Source organism: Nocardia sp. NPDC047038 (genome assembly GCF_040644075.1).
Taxonomy (GTDB): domain Bacteria; phylum Actinomycetota; class Actinomycetes; order Mycobacteriales; family Mycobacteriaceae; genus Nocardia; species Nocardia sichangensis.
The window spans coordinates 56,887-78,771 of sequence record NZ_JBEYVQ010000013.1; the positions used below are offsets into that span (position 1 = coordinate 56,887).

General features: G+C 68.1%; 21 protein-coding genes. 13 read left to right on the top strand and 8 right to left on the bottom strand.

Annotated features, from left to right (window positions below; genetic code table 11):
• Positions 1-55: 55 nt before the first annotated feature.
• Together ABZ824_RS30645 and ABZ824_RS30650 are read left to right on the top strand one after the other, a co-directional pair.
• On the top strand, positions 56-1,228 hold the full coding sequence (locus tag ABZ824_RS30645) for an acyl-CoA dehydrogenase family protein (RefSeq protein WP_355077254.1): 1,173 nt from the start codon (positions 56-58) through the stop codon (positions 1,226-1,228).
• A 9-nt stretch (positions 1,229-1,237) separates the two neighbouring features.
• A complete protein-coding gene (locus ABZ824_RS30650) occupies positions 1,238-2,362 on the top strand; it encodes an acyl-CoA dehydrogenase family protein (protein ID WP_356967254.1) in 1,125 nt (374 codons plus the stop codon).
• A 36-nt stretch (positions 2,363-2,398) separates the two neighbouring features.
• Here ABZ824_RS30650 and ABZ824_RS30655 read toward each other — a convergent pair whose 3' ends face one another.
• Positions 2,399-2,827 carry a hypothetical protein gene (locus tag ABZ824_RS30655; protein WP_355077250.1) on the bottom strand — a complete coding sequence of 143 codons (429 nt, stop codon included), beginning with the start codon at positions 2,825-2,827 and terminating at the stop codon, positions 2,399-2,401.
• Between the two features lie 349 nt (positions 2,828-3,176).
• Between ABZ824_RS30655 and ABZ824_RS30660 the strand changes: the two genes are divergently transcribed.
• Both ABZ824_RS30660 and ABZ824_RS30665 read left to right on the top strand, forming a co-directional pair.
• A complete protein-coding gene (locus ABZ824_RS30660) occupies positions 3,177-3,401 on the top strand; it encodes a hypothetical protein (RefSeq protein WP_356967256.1) in 225 nt (74 codons plus the stop codon).
• A gap of 90 nt (positions 3,402-3,491) precedes the next feature.
• Positions 3,492-4,322, top strand: a complete 831-nt coding sequence (locus ABZ824_RS30665) for a GNAT family N-acetyltransferase (protein WP_356967258.1) — start codon at positions 3,492-3,494, stop codon at positions 4,320-4,322.
• Here the strand turns inward: ABZ824_RS30665 and ABZ824_RS30670 are convergent.
• The 4 genes from ABZ824_RS30670 to ABZ824_RS30685 all read right to left on the bottom strand — a co-directional run bounded on the left by ABZ824_RS30670 (position 4,307) and on the right by ABZ824_RS30685 (position 9,960).
• On the bottom strand, positions 4,307-5,254 hold the full coding sequence (locus ABZ824_RS30670; RefSeq protein ID WP_356967260.1) for a MerR family transcriptional regulator: 948 nt from the start codon (positions 5,252-5,254) through the stop codon (positions 4,307-4,309). The two genes, ABZ824_RS30665 and ABZ824_RS30670, sit on opposite strands and share 16 nt — an antisense overlap.
• Positions 5,255-5,287: 33 nt before the next feature.
• On the bottom strand, positions 5,288-6,892 hold the full coding sequence (locus ABZ824_RS30675) for a serine/threonine-protein kinase (protein ID WP_356967262.1): 1,605 nt from the start codon (positions 6,890-6,892) through the stop codon (positions 5,288-5,290).
• A gap of 3 nt (positions 6,893-6,895) precedes the next feature.
• Positions 6,896-8,704, bottom strand: a complete 1,809-nt coding sequence (locus ABZ824_RS30680; protein WP_356967264.1) for a protein kinase — start codon at positions 8,702-8,704, stop codon at positions 6,896-6,898.
• 125 nt (positions 8,705-8,829) lie between these two features.
• Positions 8,830-9,960 (bottom strand): serine/threonine-protein kinase, encoded by a 1,131-nt coding sequence (locus ABZ824_RS30685; RefSeq protein ID WP_356967266.1) that lies wholly within the window; start codon positions 9,958-9,960, stop codon positions 8,830-8,832.
• 124 nt (positions 9,961-10,084) lie between these two features.
• On the opposite strand from ABZ824_RS30685, the gene ABZ824_RS30690 reads away from it, so the two are divergent.
• The 7 genes from ABZ824_RS30690 (at position 10,085) to ABZ824_RS30720 (ending at position 18,263) form a co-directional block, all read left to right on the top strand.
• Positions 10,085-10,855: a deoxyribonuclease IV gene (locus tag ABZ824_RS30690; RefSeq protein WP_355077239.1), complete on the top strand. Its 771-nt coding sequence runs from the start codon at positions 10,085-10,087 to the stop codon at positions 10,853-10,855.
• Positions 10,856-11,218: 363 nt separating this feature from the next.
• Positions 11,219-12,148: a TauD/TfdA family dioxygenase gene (locus tag ABZ824_RS30695; RefSeq protein ID WP_356967268.1), complete on the top strand. Its 930-nt coding sequence runs from the start codon at positions 11,219-11,221 to the stop codon at positions 12,146-12,148.
• Between the two features lie 418 nt (positions 12,149-12,566).
• Positions 12,567-13,787 (top strand): CaiB/BaiF CoA-transferase family protein, encoded by a 1,221-nt coding sequence (locus ABZ824_RS30700; RefSeq protein ID WP_356967270.1) that lies wholly within the window; start codon positions 12,567-12,569, stop codon positions 13,785-13,787.
• A 41-nt stretch (positions 13,788-13,828) separates the two neighbouring features.
• Complete coding sequence (locus tag ABZ824_RS30705) at positions 13,829-13,951, top strand: hypothetical protein (RefSeq protein ID WP_356967272.1); 123 nt, start codon at positions 13,829-13,831, stop codon at positions 13,949-13,951.
• On the top strand, positions 13,948-14,868 hold the full coding sequence (locus ABZ824_RS30710; protein ID WP_356967274.1) for a hydroxymethylglutaryl-CoA lyase: 921 nt from the start codon (positions 13,948-13,950) through the stop codon (positions 14,866-14,868). The genes ABZ824_RS30705 and ABZ824_RS30710 overlap by 4 nt, the downstream gene beginning before the upstream one ends.
• A 55-nt stretch (positions 14,869-14,923) precedes the next feature.
• Entirely contained in the window at positions 14,924-15,700 is a 777-nt protein-coding gene (locus ABZ824_RS30715) for an ABC transporter ATP-binding protein (RefSeq protein ID WP_355077231.1), read from the top strand.
• A gap of 34 nt (positions 15,701-15,734) precedes the next feature.
• The gene (locus tag ABZ824_RS30720) at positions 15,735-18,263 is read left to right on the top strand and encodes an FtsX-like permease family protein (RefSeq protein ID WP_356967276.1); all 2,529 of its coding nucleotides are present in this window, start codon (positions 15,735-15,737) and stop codon (positions 18,261-18,263) included.
• On the opposite strand, the gene ABZ824_RS30725 is transcribed toward ABZ824_RS30720, so the two are convergent.
• Positions 18,172-18,636: an NUDIX domain-containing protein gene (locus ABZ824_RS30725; RefSeq protein ID WP_356967278.1), complete on the bottom strand. Its 465-nt coding sequence runs from the start codon at positions 18,634-18,636 to the stop codon at positions 18,172-18,174. The genes ABZ824_RS30720 and ABZ824_RS30725 overlap by 92 nt on opposite strands.
• A gap of 563 nt (positions 18,637-19,199) precedes the next feature.
• Between ABZ824_RS30725 and ABZ824_RS30730 the strand changes: the two genes are divergently transcribed.
• Together ABZ824_RS30730 and ABZ824_RS30735 are read left to right on the top strand one after the other, a co-directional pair.
• Positions 19,200-19,901: a hypothetical protein gene (locus ABZ824_RS30730; protein WP_356967280.1), complete on the top strand. Its 702-nt coding sequence runs from the start codon at positions 19,200-19,202 to the stop codon at positions 19,899-19,901.
• Positions 19,902-20,089: 188 nt separating this feature from the next.
• The gene (locus tag ABZ824_RS30735) at positions 20,090-20,365 is read left to right on the top strand and encodes a hypothetical protein (RefSeq protein ID WP_356967282.1); all 276 of its coding nucleotides are present in this window, start codon (positions 20,090-20,092) and stop codon (positions 20,363-20,365) included.
• A gap of 416 nt (positions 20,366-20,781) precedes the next feature.
• Here the strand turns inward: ABZ824_RS30735 and ABZ824_RS30740 are convergent, their stop codons facing one another.
• Positions 20,782-20,991 carry a DUF397 domain-containing protein gene (locus tag ABZ824_RS30740; protein WP_356967283.1) on the bottom strand — a complete coding sequence of 70 codons (210 nt, stop codon included), beginning with the start codon at positions 20,989-20,991 and terminating at the stop codon, positions 20,782-20,784.
• Positions 20,988-21,875, bottom strand: a complete 888-nt coding sequence (locus tag ABZ824_RS30745) for a helix-turn-helix transcriptional regulator (RefSeq protein WP_356967285.1) — start codon at positions 21,873-21,875, stop codon at positions 20,988-20,990. Before ABZ824_RS30745 ends, ABZ824_RS30740 begins: the two co-directional genes overlap by 4 nt.
• Positions 21,876-21,885: the final 10 nt, after the last annotated feature.

The following is a 21,885-nucleotide window of genomic DNA, read 5'->3' on the forward strand; positions in this document are numbered from 1 at the left end:
GGATTACCGGGGGGTAGTTTGGACTCGGACGTACGAGACACGCAGGGAGATGCGTATGAAACTATCCTTGTCCCCAGACGACGTCGCCTTCCGCGACGAACTGCGCAAGTTCTATCGGACCGAGATCCCGGCCGACATTCGCGAGCGCGTCCGGGACGGCCGTGAGCTGACCCGCGACGACATCGTCACCGCGCACAAGATCCTCAACGACCACGGCCTCGCGGTGCCCAATTGGCCCGTGGAGTGGGGCGGCAAGGATTGGACGCCGATGCAGCGCCACATCTGGCAGGACGAGATGCAGCTGGCCTCGGTGCCGGAGCCGCTGACGTTCAACGCGCAGATGGTCGGCCCGGTGATCGCCCACTTCGGCTCGCAGGAGTTGAAGGAGCGTTTCCTGCCGCCCACCGCGGCACTGGACATCTGGTGGTGCCAGGGCTTCTCCGAGCCGGACGCGGGCTCCGACCTGGCGTCGCTGCGCACGACGGCGGTCCGCGACGGTGATTCCTACATCGTCAACGGCCAGAAGATCTGGACCACGCTGGCCCAGTACGCGGACTGGATCTTCTGCCTGGTGCGCACCGACCCGAGCGCGGCGAAGAAGCAGGCGGGCATCTCCTTCCTGCTGTTCGACGTGAAGTCGCCCGGTGTCACCATCCGCCCGATCAAGCTGATCGACGGCGGGTACGAAGTGAACGAGGTCTTCTTCGAGAACGTCCGGGTACCCGCCGATCAGCTGGTCGGCGCGGAGAACATGGGCTGGACCTACGCGAAGTTCCTGCTCGGCAACGAGCGCACCGGAATCACCGGCGTCGGCCGCACCAAGGTCAAGATCGGCGTGGCGAAGCAGTACGCGGCGAAGATCAAGTCGGGCAACGGCACGCTGCTGGAGGACCCGGTGTTCGCGGCGCGGATCGCGGAACTGGAGAACGAGCTGCTCGCGCTGGAGCTCACCCAGTTGCGGGTGGTCTCCAACTCCTCCGACGGCAAGCCGAATCCGGCCTCTTCGGTGCTGAAGCTGCGCGGTTCGGAACTCCAGCAGGCCGCCACCGAGCTGCTGCTGGACATCGCCGGACCGGACGCCATCCCGGTGGGCGCGGACGACATCGCCTCGCCCGGCTGGGCGCAGCGCAGCGGCCCCTCCTACCTGAACTACCGCAAGACAACCATCTACGGAGGCTCCAGCGAGGTGCAGCGCACCATCATCGCCTCCACGATCCTCGGATTGTGAGGCGCAACCATGGATTTCGATCTCACCGATGAACAGGTCATGCTCCGCGACACGGTCCGTGACCTGCTCGCGCGCAACTACGACGCCGAATCACGGCTGAAGGTGGTGGACTCCGAACTGGGCTGGAGCCGCGACGTGTGGCGTCAGCTCGCCGAACTGGGCGTGCTCGGCCTGAGTTTCACCGAGGAGGACGGCGGCGTCGGCGCCGGTCCCGTGGAGACCATGGTCGTGCTCGAGGAGGTGGGCCGCAGGCTCGCGCCGGAACCGATCCTGGACGCGGTGCTGGTGCCCGGTGGCCTGGTCGCCGCGGCGGGCAGCGCCGAACAGCGGCAGCGGATCCTGCCCGAGGTGGCCTCGGGTGCGAAGCTGCTGGCCTTCGCCCATGCCGAGCCCGGGGTGCGCTGGCCGGCCGCGGAACTGGCGACCACCGCCACGGCGCAGGGCGATTCGTACACGCTGACCGGCGTGAAGAACCCCGTCGCGCACGGCGACAGCGCCGACGAACTCGTGGTCAGCGCCGCGCTGCCCGAGGGTGGCGTCGGTCTGTTCCTGGTCGCGCCGGACGCGACGGGTGTGGTCCGCAAGTCCTACCGCACGGTGGACGGCCAGCGCGGCGCGCAGGTCGAGCTGACCGACGCGCCCGCCGAGCGGCTCGGCGCGGCGGACGCGACCGAGGCCATCGAGTCGGTGCTGACCCACGCGCAGGCGAGCCTGTGCGCGGAGTCGGTCGGCGCGATGGAAGAGGCGTTGCGACTGACCACCGACTACCTCAAGCAGCGCAAGCAGTTCGGTGTCACGCTGTCGAAGTTCCAGACGCTCACACAGCGAGCGGCCAACATGTACGTCTCGCTGGAACTGGCGCGCAGCATGAGCCTGTACGCCACGGCGTCGCTGGCGGACGGGGCCGACGATCCGGTGATCGCGTCGCGCGCACGGCTGCAGGTCGGCCGCGCGGCACGTCACATCGGGCAGGAGGCGATCCAGATGCACGGTGGCATCGGCGTCACGGCGGAGTACCCGGTGAGCCATTACGTGGCCCGGCTGACCGCGATCGAGCGCACCCTCGGTAGTGGCCTCGAGCATCTGCGGGTGCTCAGCACGCGGGTCGGCGACTACGAGTTGCCCGAACTGTAAGGAGTGCCGCGGTGGTGCGTTTCGCGCACCACCGCGTCATTCATCGTCTCGCGGCGTCGTCCGTAGTTGGGTGGGCGCTTCGTCCGTCGAGTCGCTCGCCGGCGCTCGCGCCGCCGTCGGCCTCGGCTCCTCGGGAGGCGCCGCCTGCGTGGGGTCGTCGTGCGGATTTCCCGGGGACGGCTCAGCGGTGGTGCTGCTCATGAAGCCCGAAAATGGGGTGGGGTGCCGCTGGTCGGCCGGTGCGATCCGCCAGCTGGGCGACGGCGGGATGACGACCTTGGGGGTCGTCGAGCCGGTGGTGTTCTCGTGGACAACGGGTTCGGCGTACTCGCCTGCCTTGAGCGGCGGGGGCGGCACGTAGGTGTCGTGCTTACCGACGCCACAGGCGCCGATCAGGACGAGCCCGATGGAAACCGCTCCTACGGCGATCGCCGGACCGGCGATCTTGGCCCTGCTGCTTTCCAACGGTGACGCTCCTCGGTGTGTATCGAGTGGACTCACCTTACTCGAGGCCGGTCGGTCCGGCGAGGCGAGTGGTCGCTGGGTATGCGCCGGACGGCGCATTTAAAATAGTTCTGATTCAGATATCGAATTGGTCTCTTCGGCGTGTCGTGGGCACGTGTCGCTATCTTCCGGCGTCCCGGAGTCGTAGCGTGTGTGAGCAAAGTTACGCGTGAGACGCCGGTTTAAGGATGAGAGACACGTTGTGTGAGAACGTGATTGTGGTTCTCTGACCGGCGTCATCGAGGAGTAGATGATGGGAGCTTACTCGACAGCGTCGCGGCGTGGTTCGTCCCGCGCCGCAGAAGATGCCGTGTCGGCAACGGCACAGCATCCCGCGTCGAACCAGCAGGGCCGCTCGCTGTCCACGATCGTGTCGCGGACGCTCGCCTGGCTGATCTTCATCGGCGGACTCGTCGGGGCGGTGCTCGGCATCGCCGGACTGCACGTCGAAATCACCGTCGCCGGACTCATTCTCGCCTGCACCGCGGGACTGGTTCTGCTCAAACTCCGCGCGGGTGGCGGCGAAGCGGACTGACCGTAAACCGGCCGGTCGGCCGCCCACAGGCCCGGCGACGGGCGTGAGAAACGAAGGCGCGCAAGATCTCAGGCGCCTACCGTGATCTGTATGAGGATCGAGATCACCACCGACGCCGCCGAGTTCCGCTCGGTCGCGGGGGCGTTCCTGCTCCGCGATCCGCTGCGGCACACCGTGCTCACCACGAGCGTCGCCAACCATGTCACGGGCATGGATGCCCCGGCTGAGCCATCGCGATTTCTTACCGTCCACGGCGAGGATGCCGCGGTGGTAGGCGCCGCCATGCGCGCGTCCGGTCGCGACGTGTATCTCGGTGCGCTACCGCCCGACGGCATTCCCGCGGTGGCTCGCGCGCTGGCCGAGGTCGTCCCCGAAAGCGCGGGCGTCGAGGGCGTCGTCGCGGACGCGACCGATTTCGCCCAGCACTGGTGTGGACTGCTGGGGAGAGATTTTCAGCAGTCGTACCGCACCCGGCTGCACCGGCTCGGCGCGCTGCGGATCCCGGACGTAGCCGGAGCGCCACGCCGCGCCCTGGAATCCGATGTCGCCCTGTGCGGGGACTGGCTCGCGGCCATGCGCGCGGAGTCCGGCATGGCGGCCGGACTGGACGAGGCCGCGATCCGGCGCCGCGTCGAAGCGGGCCGGTGGTGGCTGTGGGAACGCGACGGGCAACCGGTCAGTCTTGCCGCGCATCAGATCCCGATCCAGGGCTGGTCGCGGATCGGGCCGGTCTACACCCCGCCGGACGCCCGCGGACACGGGTACGCCAGCGCGGTGACCGCGCACGTCGCGAAGCAGCTGCGAGCCCAGAACCTGGAGGTCTGCCTCTTCGCCGACACCGACAACACCACGGCCAACCGGATCTACCGGGCGATCGGCTTCCACCCGACCCACGAATTCGCGCACTATGTCTTCGAGTAGCCCGCCAGGACGCCCCGCAGGGCGGCGGTGAACCAGGCGAACACCGGCGTCAGGCTCGGCGGCGCGGCCCAGCCGTTGATCACCGCGAGCAACCGCCAGTACCGCTCCACGCGTTCGTCATCGGCCACCGCGAGGCGTTCCAGCATCCACTCGCGCAGCGCGCGATCGTCGGGCCTGCCGAACGTGGCCGCGTAACGCGCGGCGAGGTCGGCGACCACCTCGGCCGCCGCGGGAGAGCCGGGCGTGACACCCGCCGCCATGGCCGCCTCGACCCGGTCGCGCACGGCCTCGGTGAGTGCGTGGTGCAGACCTGTCGCATCGCCCTCGGCGCGTTCGCGCGCCTGGTACTCGGCCATCCGCCGGATCGCCGCCCGAAAGTCCGTGTCGGCGGTAAGTTCCGCCAGTTCCACCCACGCGGCCACCTGCTCGGGTGCGGGATCGTCGGGCAGGTCCGGCAGTGCGGTGCGCAGCAACTCGGTGAGTTCCGGGTTGGCGTCCAGTCCGCCGAAGGTCGCCTCAACGAAATCCTCGATCAGTCGATGACGTTCGGCAGCCGACAAGGTGACGAGCTTGTGCATGAGATCCAACTCCTGTGGGGTCGAGCCCTGCCCGGCCACCGCGCGCAGAACCGCTCGTCGCTGACGCAGGATTCGGATCTGGGTGTCGAGTGCGTCGGCGTGCGCCGCGGCGACCTCGGACAGCGCGAGCTCGTGGGTGAGCACGCGCCGGACGGTGGCCAGGTCGAGTCCGAGAGCGCGCAGCGTCCGCACCAGATCCAGTTCCGCCAGCGCGCGGACGTCGTAGAGGCGGTAGCCGGAGGGGCTGATTTCGGTGGGCAGGACGACGCCCTTGTCGGCATAGAACCGGATCGTCTTGACGCTGAGGCCGGTGCGTTCGGCAACGGCGCCGATGGTGAAGCGGGTGTCGTCCATGTGCCTACCCTCGCGTCTCCCCCTGGGGGAAACTCAATTCAGCGGCGCGGATTTCCACCAATTCATGAACTCGGCTTCGGTGGCGATGAATCCGGCGCTGTACATCAGCATGGCGGCCCGTCCCGGGTCCGCGGAAAAGGCGGTGACCATTCGCGGCCGCAGGTTCCGGCTGTCGCGCAGGGTGTAATTCGTGTAGCTGTGCCCGCCGTTGTTGGTGGCGGTCGCGCGGTCGTTGGCCGGTAACGCCGCTAGCGCGGCCTGCGCGTCGGCCGGGGAGCCATAGAGGTAGAAGTCGAAAGACGCCTTGTTCGGGCCGCCGAAGCAGCTCCACACCACCAGCCAGGGGCCGAAATCCGGATCCTCGTGGTCGCGCGTCGTCGCGGAATCCGGTGCGTGGGCGAAACAGCCCGCCTTGTTGTACCCGGTTCCGGAGTGGACCAGGCGCTGGGCGGAGGTCTCCGGAAGCATGTCCGGGAACGCGGCGCTCAGCTCGGCCGCGCGGGCGCCGATGGTGGCACGGTCCGCGGTGGCCGAGACGCTCGTCGTCGGGCGCAGGGCGGTCGGCGGCGTGGTGGCGTCGGTGTTCCGCGTGGCCACCGTGGTGGTCGATGCGGCGGAGCCGGATGAGGTGTCGTAGAACGATGGCGCGGCGAGCGCAGCGGCCAGGCCCAGCGCCAGCACCAGACCTATCACGGCCTCCAGTCGCGCTCTCCGCCCGGGACGCCGCTGCGGACGAAGGCCCCCGCCCGCGCTGGGGAGCGGTGGTTCCGCGTGTAGCGGAGGATGACTCGGTGCGGGCCACGCCGCGGGCGCGGTCAGCGCTTGCCACGCGGCGGCGGCGAATTCGCTGCACGAGTCGAAGCGATCGGCCGCGTGCTTGGCCATCGCCTTGGCGAGCACGCCGTCCAGCGCCACCGGCAATCCGGGCCGCAGCCTGCTGATCGCGGGCGGCGGTGCGTTGAGATGCCCCTGGATCACCGCGACCGGATTGGTGGCGTCGAACGGCACCGTGCCGGTCAGCAACCGGAACAGCGTGCAGGCCAGCGAGTACTGGTCGGCGCGGTGATCCAGCGGCGCACCGGACAATTGCTCCGGCGCGGCGTAGGCGAGGGTGGCGGTGAAGGTGCCGGTCTGGGTGAGCCGTCCGGTGTCGTCCCGGAATCGGGCGATGCCGAAGTCGGAGAGGAAGACCCGTTCCTGGTCTCCCTCGACGCGCTCCAGCAGAATGTTCGCCGGTTTCACGTCGCGGTGCAGCACGCCGCGGCTGTGCGCGAAGTCCAGCGCTTTGGCCGTTTCGGCGATGATCTGCACCGCCCGTGGCGGCGGCAGCGTCCACGCGTCCAGCGCCGCGGCGTCGGTGCCGTCGATGTAGCGCATGCAGATCCACGGCTGGTCGCCCTCGACGCCGCGATCGAACACCGTGACGATGTTCGGGTGATCCAGCCGTGCGACGAGGTCCGCCTCCCGCTCGAAGCGGGTGCGGGACTCGGTGTCGTCGAACAGGTCCGGGTTCAACAGCTTCATCGCCGTCAACCGGGGCAGCCGCGGATGCCGGGCCAGGTACACCGATCCCATCCCGCCGCGGCCGAGCAGGCGTTCGATGGTGTACCCCGCGAAGACTTCGCCGGTGTGGCGCATCGGTCAGTTCAGCGGAGCCGAGCGCCACCAGCGCAGCAGCTCGTCGACGGTGGTGTGGGAGAAGCCGTCGGTGTACATGAGGTACTGGGTCCGATCGGGATCGCCGGTGAACGCGGTGACCATCTTGGCGCCGTCGTCGACGTACTTGTAATTGGTGTAGGACTTTCCGCCGTTGGTGTCGGTGGACTTGGCGGCCGACGAGGGCAGGCCCTTCAGCACCGCCTGCACATCGGCGGGGGCTTTGTAGACGTAGATCCGGTAGTACGGATCCTCGTTGTTGCCGCCCTTGAAGCAGCGCCACTGCGCGGCCCAGTCACCGAAGTCCGGTTCGCCCTTGGACGGCGAAGGCGGCGAGCTCGGCGAGGCCAGCCAGCATTCGGCGCCGTTGTATCCGACCTCCTCGGACTTGGAGGCGGGCACCATCCGGGGGAACTCCGCGCTGACCGACTCCGGGGTCGCGTCGACGAGATTCGGCTTCACCGCCGATGTGGTCGTCGTGCCCGCGTTGCTCGAGCCCGAATCGGAGACGGCGCCGATGATGCCGAGCACCACCACGATCAACACGACCACGCCCACCACCAGGCCGATGATCAGGCCGGTGTTCTTCTTGGGCGGCGGCGCGGCCGAGTGGTGCACGTGCGCGCCGTGCGGCGGGGCGAAGGTGGAAAACGCGGCCTGCTGCTGGGGATACGGGTTGGCGGCCGTCGGCTGGGGCGCGGGACCGGTGTGCGGCCGCGAGTTCACCACCGGCGCGGGCGGCGGAGTCGCGGGCGACGCCGAGGCGAGCGCGTTCGGCCCGCTGGTTTGCGGGGTGTGCACCTGGTGGCCAGGGCCGCTGACGTAGTGACCTTGCGCAGCCGGATACGGCGATCCCGTGGTGGGGATCTGCGGCCCGGTGGCCGGGCGCGGCCCCGCCGTGGGGTGCTGCGGCCCGGTGACCGGGCGGGGACCGCCCACCACCGGCATCGACGGCGCGCTGGAACCGGTCAGCGCCTGCTTGGCGGCCGCGGCGAATTCCGCGCAACTGCCGTACCTGTCGTCGGGTCGCTTGGCCATCGCCTTGGCCAGCACGCCGTCCAGCGCGAAGGGCAGGCCCGGCCGGACGCCGCTCAGCGCGGGCGGCGTGCCCTGCAGATGCCCTTGGATGACCGCGGCGGGGTTCGTCGCGGAGAACGGGCCGGTGCCGGTGAACAACCAGAACAGCGAGCAGGCCAGCGAATACTGATCGGAACGGTGGTCGAGCGACGCGCCGGTGAGCTGCTCGGGCGAGGCGTAGGCCAGCGTTGCCGTGAAGGTGCCGGTCTGGGTGAGGTGGCCGGTGTCGTCGCGCAGCCGCGCGATGCCGAAGTCGGTGAGATACACCCGCTCACCGCGACCGGCGCCGGAGCGGGCCAGCAGGATGTTGGCTGGTTTCACGTCGCGGTGCAGCACCCCGTTGCCGTGCGCGTAGTCCAGCGCGTCGGCGGTCTCCTTGATGATCTGCACCGCGCGTACGGGCGGCAGCGACTTCGGCTCCACCGAGGCGGCGTCGATGCCGTCGACGTACTGCATCGAAATCCACAGCTGCTCGTCCTCGAGCCCGCGGTCGTAGACCGTGACGATGTTCGGGTGATCGAGCTGGGCGACCAGATCCGCCTCCCGTTCGAACCGCGCCCGCACCTCCTTGTCGAAGAACATCTCCCGATTCAGCAGCTTCAGCGCGGTCATCCGCGGCAGCCGCGGATGTTTCGCCAGATATACCGAGCCCATGCCACCGCGGCCCAGTTGCCGCTCGATGACATAGCCGGCGAAAACGTCACCGCTGGCCAGCATGACTGCTCCACTTCCCGCCGCCCGCCGGGACCCACCGGCGAACAGGCGTACAGCAAAAGAACGCGTGGCCGGAGATGGGCCCGACCACGGAAAACATCGAAACCATAGCAGTAATCGCGCCTCACCTATCGCTCGTCGAGCGTGGTGCGGCGCGGGCGATCGACATGCGTCGGACCGCCCGGCGGAGGCCGGGGGTCCGGAGGTTGCTGGTGCGGTCGCACCGCCGAGCCCGGGCGCATGGGCAAGTTCGGCAACTCGATCAGGCCGGGACGCGCCGGGCGGCGCGGCGGCAGGAAACTCGGGGACGGTCGAGGGGTTTCCCGCGGCCTCGGTCGGTGCTGCGGCGCGGACGCGTGGTGCGTCGGCGCGGTCGGATACCCGTCGGGATGAATGCCGTGCGGCGCCGTCCGATGCCAGGCCCGCTGTTCGGCCAGCGCGGATTTCGCGGCGGCGGCGAACTCGGCGCAACTGTTGAAACGATCCTCTGGCCGCTTGGCCATCGCACGAGCCAGCACCGGATCCAGCGCGGGCGGCAAACCGGGACGTGCGCGGCTGAGCACCGGGATCGGTGCGTACAGATGGCTGTTCACCACCGCCGCCGGGTTGGCGCCGGGATACGGCGGCGCCCCCGTGAGCATCCAGAACAGCGTGCACGCCAGCGAATACTGATCGGCGCGGTCGTCCAGCGGCCTGCCGATCAGCTGTTCCGGGGCGCCGAAGGCGAGTGTCGCGGTGATCGTGCCGGACGAGCCGATCGTGCTCTCCGCGCCGCGGATGCCCGCGATCCCGAAATCGGTGAGCAGCACCCGTTCCGGGTGACCGATCGGCGCCTTGGCCAGCAGGATGTTGGCCGGTTTCACATCGCGGTGCAGCACCTGGTTCGCGTGCGCGAAATCCAGCGCCGCGGCGGTGTCGGCCGCGATCTGCACCGCCCGCAACGGAGCGAGCACGTCGACGTCCGCGCAGGAGGCGTCCGCGCCGGGCACGTACTGCATCGAGATCCACAGCTGCCGGTCCTCGGCGCCGCGATCGAACACCGTGACGATGTTCGGGTGATCGAGCCGTGCCACCAGATCGGCCTCGCGTTCGAAGCGGCGGCGGATGTCGGTGTCGGCGTACAGTTCGCGTTTGAGCAGCTTCAACGCCGTCAGGCGGGGCAGCCGAGGATGCTGGGCCAGGTACACCGTGCCCATGCCGCCATGGCCGAGGACGCGTTTGATGACGTAGCCCGCGAAGATCTCGCCGGTCTGCAACACCTGTACACCCCCTTGTCGAGTCGAGCGCGCGGACACTACCCATGTATCTCGATGAGCCATCGGGATGCAACACCTCGCGGCGCAACCTCGATTGTCGTCGGTAGCAGCCAGTACTGTGACCCGCATGCGCATTGGAGCACACGTCCGGCTCGACAGCGACCCGATCGGCTTCGGGGAGAAACTCGGCGCCGACGTCATCCAGATGTTCGTGGTCGATCCGCAGAGCTGGGACAAACCCACCCCGCATCCGCGGACCGAGGAGATTCTCGCCAGCCCGATCGAGGTCGTGGTGCACTCCTCCTATCAGATCAACGTCGCCAGCCTGAACAACCGCCTGCGCATGCCCTCGCGCAACGCGGTGGCCCAGCAGGCGAAGGCGGCCGCCGAACTCGGCGCGTTCGGTCTGGTGGTGCACGGCGGGCACGTGCGTTCCGACGCCGAGTTGGAGACCGGAATCGACAATTGGCGCAAACTGTTCGAGCGTCAGCAGGACAAAGGCGGCTTCGCGGTGCCGATCCTGATCGAGAACACCGCGGGCGGCAATCACGCCATGGCCAGGCATTTCGATTCCATCGCCCGGCTGTGGGACGCGGTCGGCGAGTACGGCGCCGGATTCTGCCTGGACACCTGCCACGCCTGGGCGGGCGGCGAGGAGCTGATCGGCGTCGTCGATCGGATCAAGGCGATCACCGGCCGGATCGACCTGGTCCACTTGAACTCCTCGCGCGACGAATTCGACTCCGGCGCCGACCGGCACGCCAACTTCGCCGACGGCACCATCGACCCGCAATTGCTCGCCGAGGTGTGCCGCACGGCGGACGCGCCGGTCGTGCTGGAGACTCCAGCGGACGGCCTGGCGGAGGACTTGGCGTACTTGCGCGAGCACTGTGTCTGATTCGCAGCGCCTGTGGCGCTGCGTGTTCGCGGCCCCGGGGAGTCTCGCGGCCGAGCGACCGAGACTCGCGACTGCGTCGCATGCGCTTCGGTCACTCGGCCGCGAGACGGGCCGCGAAGGGCGCTCGTAAGATTCGCACCCGGCGGGGCTGGGTCAGCTCGGTCGTCCCGACGATGTTTGGGCAGCGCCCCGCAGAACGGAATGGAGCTGGGCGGTGTCCGGGTCGGGCTCGCGCTCGGTGGGCCGAAGTGGTGGTGCTTTCGCGCCGTTTGCGATCAGTGCGACGAAAACCCTGGTCAGAGGGGTCGTTTGGGTGGTCTGCTCTCCGGAGCAGTAACCGATCTCGACAGCGAAGGTGATCTCATGACGGTCGCACCCGCCACCCCATCCACAGCCTCGGTGACCAGGCTCGGCGCTCGTATCGGCGCGCGGATCGACAACGTCCGGCTCGGCGGAGACCTGGATCCGGCCACCGTCGACGTGATCCGTCGCGCGCTGCTGGAGCACAAGGTCATCTTCTTCCGCGGTCAGGACCACCTCACCGAGGACGGGCAGTACGAGTTCGCCCAGCTGCTCGGCTCGCCGACCACCCCGCACCCGACGGTCACCTCGCATGGTGTGAAGAGCCTGGCGATCGATTCCGAGCACGGCCGCGCCAACAGCTGGCACACCGACGTCACCTTCGTCGACCGCATCCCGAAGGCGTCCATCCTGCGCGCGGTGCACCTGCCGTCCTACGGCGGCGCGACCACCTGGGCGTCCACCGTCGCGGCCTACGAGTCGCTGCCGGAGCCGCTCAAGCGGCTCGCCGAATCCCTGCGCGCCGTGCACACCAACGTCTACGACTACGCCCGCGCCGAGGAGACGCCGCGTCCCAACACGGCCGCCTACCGCGCCGAGTTCGAGTCCACCTACTACGAGACCGAGCACCCGGTGGTGCGCGTGCACCCTGAGACCGGGGAGCGGGCGTTGCTGCTCGGCCATTTCGTCAAGCATTTCGTCGGGCTGTCCAGCACGGAGTCGCACGCGCTGTTCCGGCTGTTCCAGGACCGGGTGACCCGCCTGGAGAACACCGCCCGCTGGAACTGGGAGCCGGGCGACGTCGCCATCTGGGACAACCGCGCCACCCAGCACTACGCCATCGACGACTACGACGACCAGCCACGCAAACTGACCCGCATCACCCTGGCCGGCGATGTCCCGGTCGGCGTCGACGGCTCGACGAGCACCATCATCGCGGGCAACGCCGAGCACTACTCGATCGTCGAGGACACCCAGCTGCTCGCGTCCTGAACGCGGACCCCGCATGGTTGCCGGGCCTCCGGCTGTTGAGGGGCCATGCGGTGTCTTCGGGTCGCTGTGAGCCGTCGCCGAGGAGTCCGGCCTGCCATATATGCAGGTCGGGCTACGAAATGCCCTAAGTGACCTGACCGCGAACCGCGGATTCGGTCCACTGACGCGGGGGCAGGAGTACTCGCGTATTGCCCCCGGCACCGGAGGTTGCCACAACAACCTAGAGCCGCCCGAAACCGACCCAACCCCGCCGGGTGCGAGTCTTACGAGCGCCGTTCGCGGCCCGTCTCGCGCCGAGTGACCGACGCGCATGCGACGCAGTCGCGAGTCTCGGTCGCTCGGGCGCGAGACTCCCCGGGGCCGTGAACACGCAGCGCCGCAGGCGCTGCAAAAACCAACACAGCCCATACTGGTTGCCATGAGTATTCGGCCGCTGGACGGGGTGCGCGTCCTGGAGCTCGGCAATTACATCGCCGCGCCGACCGCCGGGCGCATCCTCGGCGACTTCGGTGCCGAGGTGATCAAGGTGGAACGCCCGAAGGCGGGCGACGAGCTGCGCAACTGGCGGCTCTACGGCGGCGACACCTCGATGCTCTACCGGACGATCAACCGGAACAAGAAGTCGATCACGCTGGATCTGCGCACCGAGGCGGGGCGCGGGATCGTCCTCGACCTGATCCGGCGCTGTGACGTGCTGCTGGAGAATTTCCGGCCCGGCATGCTGGAGAAGTGGGGTCTCGGGCCGGAGGTGCTGAACGAGGCGAATCCGGATCTGGTGATCACCCGGATCTCCGCTTACGGGCAGACCGGCCCGCTGTCGGAGCGTCCCGGTTTCGCGGCGGTGGCCGAGGCGATCGGCGGACTGCGCGAATTGGTGGGCGATCCGGACCGTCCACCCGTGCGCACCGGCGTCTCGATCGGCGACTCCATCGCGGGTATCTACGCCGCGTTCGGCACCGTGATGGCGCTGTTCCAGCGCGAGCGCCGCGCCGAGTCGGACACGCCGGTCCCGTTGCGGGAGCGCGTGATCGACGTGGCGCTGAACGAGGCGATCCTGTCGGTGATGGAATCGCTGGTGCCGGACTATCTCGCCTACGGCATCCAGCGCGAACGCGTCGGCGGCCGGATGGAGGGCATCGCGCCGAGCAACGCCTACCCGTGCGCGGACGGCACCAGCATCATCATCGGCGGCAACGGCGACGCCATCTTCCAGCGCTACATGGCGGTCATCGATCGGCCGGACCTGGCCACCGACCCGGACCTGCAGGACAACGCGGGCCGTTGGCGCAATCGCGAGCGGCTGGACGCGGCGATCGGGGAGTGGACGGTTCGGCATACCCGCGACGAGGCGCTGAAGCTGCTGGACGCCGCCGCTATTCCGTGCGGCCCGATCTACACCGCGGCCGACATCGTGGCCGACGAGCAATACCGGGCGCGCAACATGATCCAGTCGTTCACCGTGGACGTCGGCGCGCCGGAGCCCAAGGCTGTCGGCTTCCCCGGCATCGTCCCGGTGATCGGCGAACAGTCCTTGCCCATCCGCAGCGTCGGACCCGACTTGGGTGAACACACCCGAGAGGTGCTGTCCGGCCTGCTCGGCATGAGCGAAGCCGAGATCGATGCGTTGGAGGCGCGATGAGCACGCGGCCACACGACCGGAGGCGTCCGAAGGGGCGCGACGTGAGTGAACCGCGCTCGCCGGGCACCAGCAGGCCCACGGTGCAGCCGAATCCGACCGGGGCGGGCGAGAAACCATGGGGCGGCGTGATGTGCGGCCACCACCGGGCGCGGGAGCAGCGATGACCGCGCCGGTGCTGCGCGATGTCACGTTGCGCGACGGACTGCAGCTGACCGGCAAGCTGCTGCCGGTGCAGCGCAAGGTGGACATCGTGCGCCGCCTGCTCGCGCTGGGGGTGCCCGCGCTGGAGATCGGCTCGATGGCGCGCCCGGACCTGGTCGCGCCGATGGCGAACACCATGGAGCTGGTCGCCGCGTTGACGCCGGAGGAACTGCGCCGCTGCTGGGTATGGGTGGCGACGCCGCGCCATGTGGAGAAGGCCGCCGCGGCGGGAGTGCGGAACTTCCAGTACTGCTTCTCGGTCTCCGACGCGCACAATCGGGCGAACATCGGACGCGACACCGAGGCCAGCGTCGCCGCCATGCCGGACGCGGTGCGCCTGGCCCGTGCGGTGGACGGGTCGATCCAGCTCTGCTTGGCGACGGCGTTCACCTGCCCGTTCGACGGCCCGGTCGACCCGGAACGGGTCCTGGCCATCGCCCGCGACCCGCGCACCGAGGGCGCGGACGACATCGTCCTGGCCGACACGCTCGGCCAGGCCCACCCCGGTGAGGTGTCCGCGCTGGTCGCGGCGGTGCGGGACCGGACGCCTCCCCGGCGCGTCGTCTTCCACGGTCACGACACCTGGGGCATGGGCGTGGCCAACACCCTCGCCGCGGTCGCGGCTGGCGCGGACATGGTCGACGGCGCGCTCGGCGGCCTCGGCGGCTGCCCCTTCGCGCCGGGTGCCAGCGGAAACACCGCCTCCGAGGACATCCTGTTCGCCACTAGGCCGGACTGGTTCACCCCAGCCGCCCTGGCCGCCCTGGTCAACCTGTCGGAGGACCTGCTGTCCGAACTCGGCGAACCCAACCGCTCCCGCACCCTCGAAGGCGCCCGATCCAAAGCGTCCGCCTTCGAGTGGGTCGTAGGTGAGGCCTGAAACACAGGGTGTTCCCTGATGGCGTGCGGCGGCGATGCCGGTAAGACTGGACGGCATGACTTCGCAAGCCTTGGGCGCCGACACCGCCGACCTGGCGGCATCGACCGATGTCGCGGCCCACGCTATCGAACTGACCAAGGTCTACGGATCGGGCGACACCCAGGTCAGGGCATTGGACGGGGTGTCGGCCGAGTTCGCGAAGGGCGAGTTCACCGCGATCATGGGTCCCTCCGGGTCGGGCAAGTCGACGCTCATGCACTGTCTGGCCGGACTGGACAGTGCCAGCTCGGGCGCCGTCCGCATCGGTGACACCGACCTGACCTCGCTGTCCGACAAGCAGATGACGCGCTTGCGCCGCGACCGCATCGGTTTCGTCTTCCAGGCGTTCAACCTGGTGCCGACGTTGACGGCGCTGGAGAACATCACATTGCCGCTGGACATCGCGGGGCGAACACCCGATCGCGAATGGCTGGAGACGGTGGTGCGTCGGCTCGGGTTGGTCGGTCGGCTGACCCACCGCCCCAGCGAGTTGTCCGGCGGACAGCAGCAGCGGGTGGCCTGCGCCCGCGCGCTCGTGGGTAAGCCGGACATAATCTTCGGCGACGAACCGACCGGCAACCTGGACTCGCGCTCCTCGGAGGAGGTGTTGTCGATCCTGCGCGCGGCGGTGGACGAGTTCGGGCAGACGGTCGTCATCGTCACCCACGAACCGCACGCGGCCGGGTTCGCCGACCGGGTGGTGTTCCTCGCCGACGGACGCATCGTCGACGAGATGCGCGATCCGACCGCCGACACCGTGCTCGACCGGATGAAAGCGTTGGAGCAGGCGTGACCGGGCGTTCGCGGAAGATTCGGGGGCGGGCGTAATGGCTGGAAGTCCGATGCGCAAGGTCGCGCTGCGCAATCTCGCGGCGCACAAGGTGCGGCTCGCGCTGACCCTCTTGTCGGTGGTGCTCGGCACCGCGTTCATCGCGGGTTCGTTCGTGTTCACCGACACCCTGCAGAGCACATTCGACGGAATCTTCGCCAACGAGGCGAAGGGCGTCGACGTTCGGGTCAGCCCGAAAGAACGTCAGGCGCAAGGCGTTCCGAACAACGTGGTGGACGAGCTGGGGAAGTACCCCGGCGTCCGCACGGTCGCGCCGAGCGTGAACGGACCGGTCGTGCTGCTCGATCCGACCGGAAAGAAGGCCGTGCAGACCGGCGGGGCGCCGACGTTCGGCAAGTCGTACCTGCCGCCGGAGAAGGCCGTCGCGGAGCCGGAGAAGTTCCTGCAAGGCGTCCCGCCCGCCCGGCCCGGCGAGATCGCGCTCAACACCGGCGGGGCCGACCGGGCCGGACTGAAGATCGGTGACCGCACCAAGATCCTCATCCCCTCCCAGGCCGATCCGATCGACGTGACCCTCACCGGCATCTACGAGGTTCCCTCCGACACGGGTGGGTTCATCGGCGTGCTGTTCGACGATACGCAGGCGCGCAAGCTGTTCACCGACGGCCTGCACGTCGCCTACGTCGACCTGGCGGCCACCGGCATTCCCGGCGACGAGTTGCGCGACAACCTCGCCAAGGCACTGCCCGGCTACAAAGTGCAGAACAGCGATCAGGTGCGTGCCGACCTGAAGAAGGAAATCTCCAACGCGCTCAACTTCATCAACTACTTCCTGCTCGCCTTCGGCGCGATCGCGCTGATCGTCGGCACGTTCATCATCTACAACACGTTCTCGATGATCGTCGCGCAACGCCTGCGGGAGCTCGCGCTGCTGCGCGCGGTCGGCGCGAGCAGGCAGCAGGTCGGCACGTCGGTGGTGGCGGAGGCGTTCGTCATCGGGTTGATCGGCAGCGTGGTCGGCCTCGTGGGCGGCGTCGCCCTGGCGTTCGGATTGTCGGCGGTGCTCAACGCCTTCGATCTCGGCTTGCCGACCGGATCGATGGCGGTGCGGCCGCGCACTGTCGTGGTCGGGCTGCTGGTCGGCCTCGCGGTGACGATGGTCAGCGCCTACGCGCCCGCGCGCCGCGCCTCGCGCATCCCGCCCGTGCAGGCCATGCGCGAGGAATTCGCGTCCATCGGGGAGTCGCTGCGCCTGCGCACGATCTTCGGCGCGGTGCTCGCGGTGCTCGGCGCGGTCCTCGTCGTGCTGGGCGCGCAGCGCACCGGTGGCACGGCGGCCGCGACGGTCGGCGTCGGCGCGCTCGGGTTGATCTTCGCGGTGCTGCTGGCCGCGCCCGCGTTGTCGCGACCGCTGGTCGGCGGGCTCGGCGTGCTGGTGCGCCCGTTCGGGCCGATCGGTCGCATGGCGCGCAACAACGCGTCGCGCAATCCGCGCCGCACCGCCGCGACGGCCTTCGCGCTCACGCTGGGTCTGATGCTCGTCTCGGCGATCGGCATGCTGGGCGCTTCGGCGAAGGAGAGCGTCGGCGTGCTGGTCGACAAGGGCGTGCGGGCCGACTACGTGCTGGCGGGCCCGCAATTGCTCGGGGTGCCGTTCGGTGCCGCCGACGCCGCCCGGACGAAGGTCCCGAACGTGGCGCAGGTGGTCGGAATGCGGGGGGCCGCGTTCAAGCTCGGCGGCGATCAGGTGTTCGCGTCCTCACCGGACGGTCCGCTGACCGGTGTGCTGAACTACGAGATCGTGCGCGGCAGCGACACGCTCGGCGCCAGGGACGTGCTCGTGTCCGAGGACGAAGCGAACGACCGCGGCTGGAAAGTCGGCGAAGAGGTGACCCCGACCAGCGTCGACGGCAAGAAGGTCCCGCTCACCGTCACCGGTGTGTACAAGAAGAACCCGCTGCTCGGCCCGATGGTGGTGTCGCAGACGGTCTACGACGAGGTGGTCCCGCTCAACTTCCGGACCAACTTCCTCGTGCTGATCAAGGCGCAACCGGGCGCGAATACCAGCGCGATGCGCGCCGACCTGGAGAAGGCCACCGAGCAATTCGTCGTGGTGCAGGTGCAGGACCGGGAGGAATTCAAGGGAGCACAGGGCAAGCAGATCAACACCCTGCTGGCCATTCTCTACGGCCTGCTCGCCTTGGCTGTGGTGATCGCGATCCTGGGCATCGTCAATACTTTGGCGCTGTCGGTGGTGGAGCGCCGCCGGGAGATCGGCATGCTCCGCGCGGTCGGCATGCAGCGCGCCCAGGTGCGCCGGACGATCTATCTGGAGTCGATGCTGATAGCGGTGTTCGGCGCGATCGTCGGCATGGTGCTCGGCCTGGGACTCGGCGTCGGATTCCTGCGCACGCTAAGGGATTTGGGTCTCGACCAGATCGCCATCCCGTGGAGTCAGCTGGTCCTGGTCCTGGTCAGCTCGGCGGTCGTCGGGGTGCTCGCCGCGCTGTGGCCTGCGGTGCGGGCGGCGCGCACGCCACCACTGGCCGCGATCGCCGATCTCTGACAGGTCCGTGCGGCGCGCAATCATTGTGCGCCGCACGGGACTGCGGCGTGTCCTCGCGGAAACTACTGCGAACTCTTGCCGGACCTCTCCGTCCGCGTGTTCGATCACGTGGCTCAGAGTCGGTGTATATACCGAGCAAACCAGTGATCTCTATGTCCAGCCCGGTCTCTTCGCGGGTCTCCCGAACCGCGCAATCCTCGAGGGTCTCGCCTACTTCCATGATTCCGCCGGGTAGAGACCAGTTACCCGAGTCGTCACGGCGTTGCATCAGCACGCGCCCGTGCTCGTCGGTCACCGACGCGGAAGCCCCCGGCTTCAGCGAGTTCGGCCGTGGTGCGTTCGGATCTCGGTAGTAGTCACGCCGTGAGCCCATTGGCGAATCCTTGCGTAGTTGAGTACGGGGTGATCTTCACTTTCGCAGTTTGGGCGAACGGGTGTTCGACGCGTACGGCGATGTTCTCGGCTACCAACTACGGGCGCGCGGCCAACCCCGCCGGACAGCGTGTAAAGAGTCTTTACAGTCCCGCACTCCAGCGCTGACCACCCCGCCACGACCAGGAGAACCCGATCTGTAAGCGGCATGTGAGTTCATGTCGAGATGTCATGCCCCCGAGGCCATGCACTGGCGGATGCCCAATGATGGGAAGTTGATCGAGGCCCGGACCCCTAGCCTCGGGACGAGACCGCGCCGGTCCCATCCATCATCGAAATCGAACGTTTCCGCGTTCCTCCAGAGGTTGTTGTATGACTCGCACTACGCCGCCACGTCCGGTCGATCTCGTGGCCGTCTTTCCTGAGCTGGCGCCACTGGCCCGCACCGCGACTCGGTTGCACCCCCGTCCGGGAACACCATCGGCGCACGACAGTTCGATCGGGGGGCCACTGTTGTGGCCGGCGAGCGAGCCATGGCCGTACTGCCACGCTGAGGACCACGATTTGGAACCGGAGTCCGACGGTTCGATTGCGATGGTGCCGGTCGCGCAGTTGTACGTCCGTGACGTGCCCGGTTTGTCTCCGCCCGAGGGGGCGGACCTGCTGCAAGTGTTGTGGTGCCCCTTCGAGCACGACGACGATGGTATGCCCAAGACCGCACTGTTCTGGCGGTTGGCAGCGGCGATCACCGACGTTCTGATGGATCCTCCGGAACCCGCGGAGTACGAGGAAGACCTGGTGCCCGAACCGTGCATGATCGATCCGGAACAAGTGATCGAATACCCGCACTCAGGGGAGCTCGAGGGGGAGCTTCGGCAACGAGTGGACCAGTGGACCATGGCCCAGATTCCCGGAGTCGAGTTCGGCGGTCTCGAAGACGACGATCACCCTTACAACTTCTTGTGTATCGCACCCGGATGGAAGATCGGCGGCTTTATCAGATGGGGCATGCAAGATCCCTATCCGAATCCTTGCCCCACCTGCGGCACCCCGACCGAGCCGCTACTGACGATCGCCAGCCGCGAGTGGCGATCCGACATCCACCACTGGATTCCGTATGAGGACCAAGCCGCCAACATCTCATGGGGCGCTTACCAAGGCGGGCCGAGCACGCCGACCCAGATCTGCGTCTCCGACGTCAACGACCAGATCATCCGAATCTGCCCGGTGTCACATGAGCACCCACACATCCAGATGATGCAATAACCAATTACACGCTGAACGTTCACTTCCACGGCTGCGGTGTAACCGTGCTCGGCATTACCGAGCACTATGGTTCAGGATAGTCAGGTAGGTCTGAGCGACCGGAATGGCAGCTGACGTGTGACAGCCGGTGTCCTTGTCGGCGTGTCGGGGAATCGGCGGCGGGTGTGTGGGGTGATGATCGGCGGTTTGTGTCGATTCCTGCGGTACCGAAGTCGTTGCAGCCCTTGCTGGATGCGTTCCGGCCGTGTTTCACCACCCCCACCTTCACCACGTTCGTCGCCCTGACGGTCGGGGTGATCGCCGCGCCCACGCGGCGGACGGTGTGCGGCATGCTCACCGCCGCCCGGCTCGGCGGGACGCGGCATCACAGCGCGGGCGACGGGGCCGGCCCCGCACCCGCGGCGAAAGTATCGGCACCCCGGCCGATCTCGCCGCCACCACACCCGGACAGCAGGTCACGGTGACCCGCTACGGTCGCACCGCCACCGTGACCGTGCACGAACGCCGCTGCCTGTGGTACGGCGCGTTCCGATCCCAGCCGGTGCGGGTGCTGGTCGTGCGCGAACCTCGCCGATCCGGTCTGGCGCTGCTGACCACATCCCCAGCTATCCGGACATGCTCGCCAAGCTGCGCCGTACGCTGATCGCTGCCCAATATTGTGCCGACCTACCTGGCGACCCCACCCCTGAACAAATTCACACCATTCGCCCGGCCTGGGCAAACACCGGCACCTGATCGCGAAACACGAGGGGTGATGGTGCCCCAGATCTGTTCGAACTGGTCGGCGAACGACTCGAATATCCCGTGCTGCGACAACCGGCGCACAATCATTGTGCGCCGCACGTGACTGCGGCGTGTCCTCGCGGGAACTGCTGTGGGCTCAGGCTGCGCCGGTGGAACCGTCGAGTCGAACGGAATTGGTGAACGTGTCCCACTGGCCCGGAGCGAACACCAGGGCGGGACCGTTGGGGTTCTTGCTGTCGCGAACTCCCACCATGCCCCGCTCCAAGAAGGCGACCTCAACGCAATCTTGGCCCATCGAGCTACGGGTGCTCTTGAACCACTCGGCTCCGGATAGGTCGATGTTCACGCCAAGTACTCCTTCATTCTTTGCCGAAGCAGCCTCCTGCTCGCGACTGCGTCCAGCGCGGTATGTCGAATGATCGTGAGGGCCTCGCGATACCGCCGAAGATCCGACTCTCCCTCAAAGTACATCGCACCAGTGAAGCCCTCAACGTAGACAACTGTCGGTTCCGCGACGCCACCTGCGGCGTCGAGGCCGTAGTCGAGGATCGAAAATGGTCCGACGGGTCCGCCGACCGGAAAGCCCGCACCGAACGGAAGAACTCGAATCGTGACGTTCGGGCACGTGCTCAGCTCCGCAAGGTGACGATGTTGCGCGGACATGATCTTGGGATTGCCGACGACCGCGTGCAGGACGGCTTCGCCGAGAATGACGTCGATCGTCGCCGGGTTCGCCTTGCGCGTGATGATCGCTTGACGCTTGGTCTTCAGTTCGATGCGGCGTCGGCGTTCTTCCTCGGAGTCTTTCGGAAAGTAGATCCGGTCGAGCGTCGCCGCGTAGTCGTTGGTCTGCAACAGCCCGGGAATGATGTCGGGTCGAAAGATCTCGATCTGCCGAGCGCTGGCTTCCAAACCGATGTAGACATTGAACGTCTCAGGAATGAGATCGCCGAAGCTATGCCACCAGCTCTTCTCGGCTCCCTGCCTGAACAGGCCGACCATCGCGGCGCTCTTCTCGTGATCCAGACCTAGATTCTGGCAGAGCAATTCGATGTCACGTGCGCGCAGCCGGCCGACATCTCCCCGCTCCAGCCTGGACTGGGTACTCACACTCCAATCCATGATGGTGGCCACCTGTCCCTGCGTGAGGTTCTGCTCCTCGCGCGATTCACGCAGGTAGCGACCCATCTGCCGGCGCGGCAGCGACGCGCTTGTGCCTTGCTTCCCCATTCCGACCCCC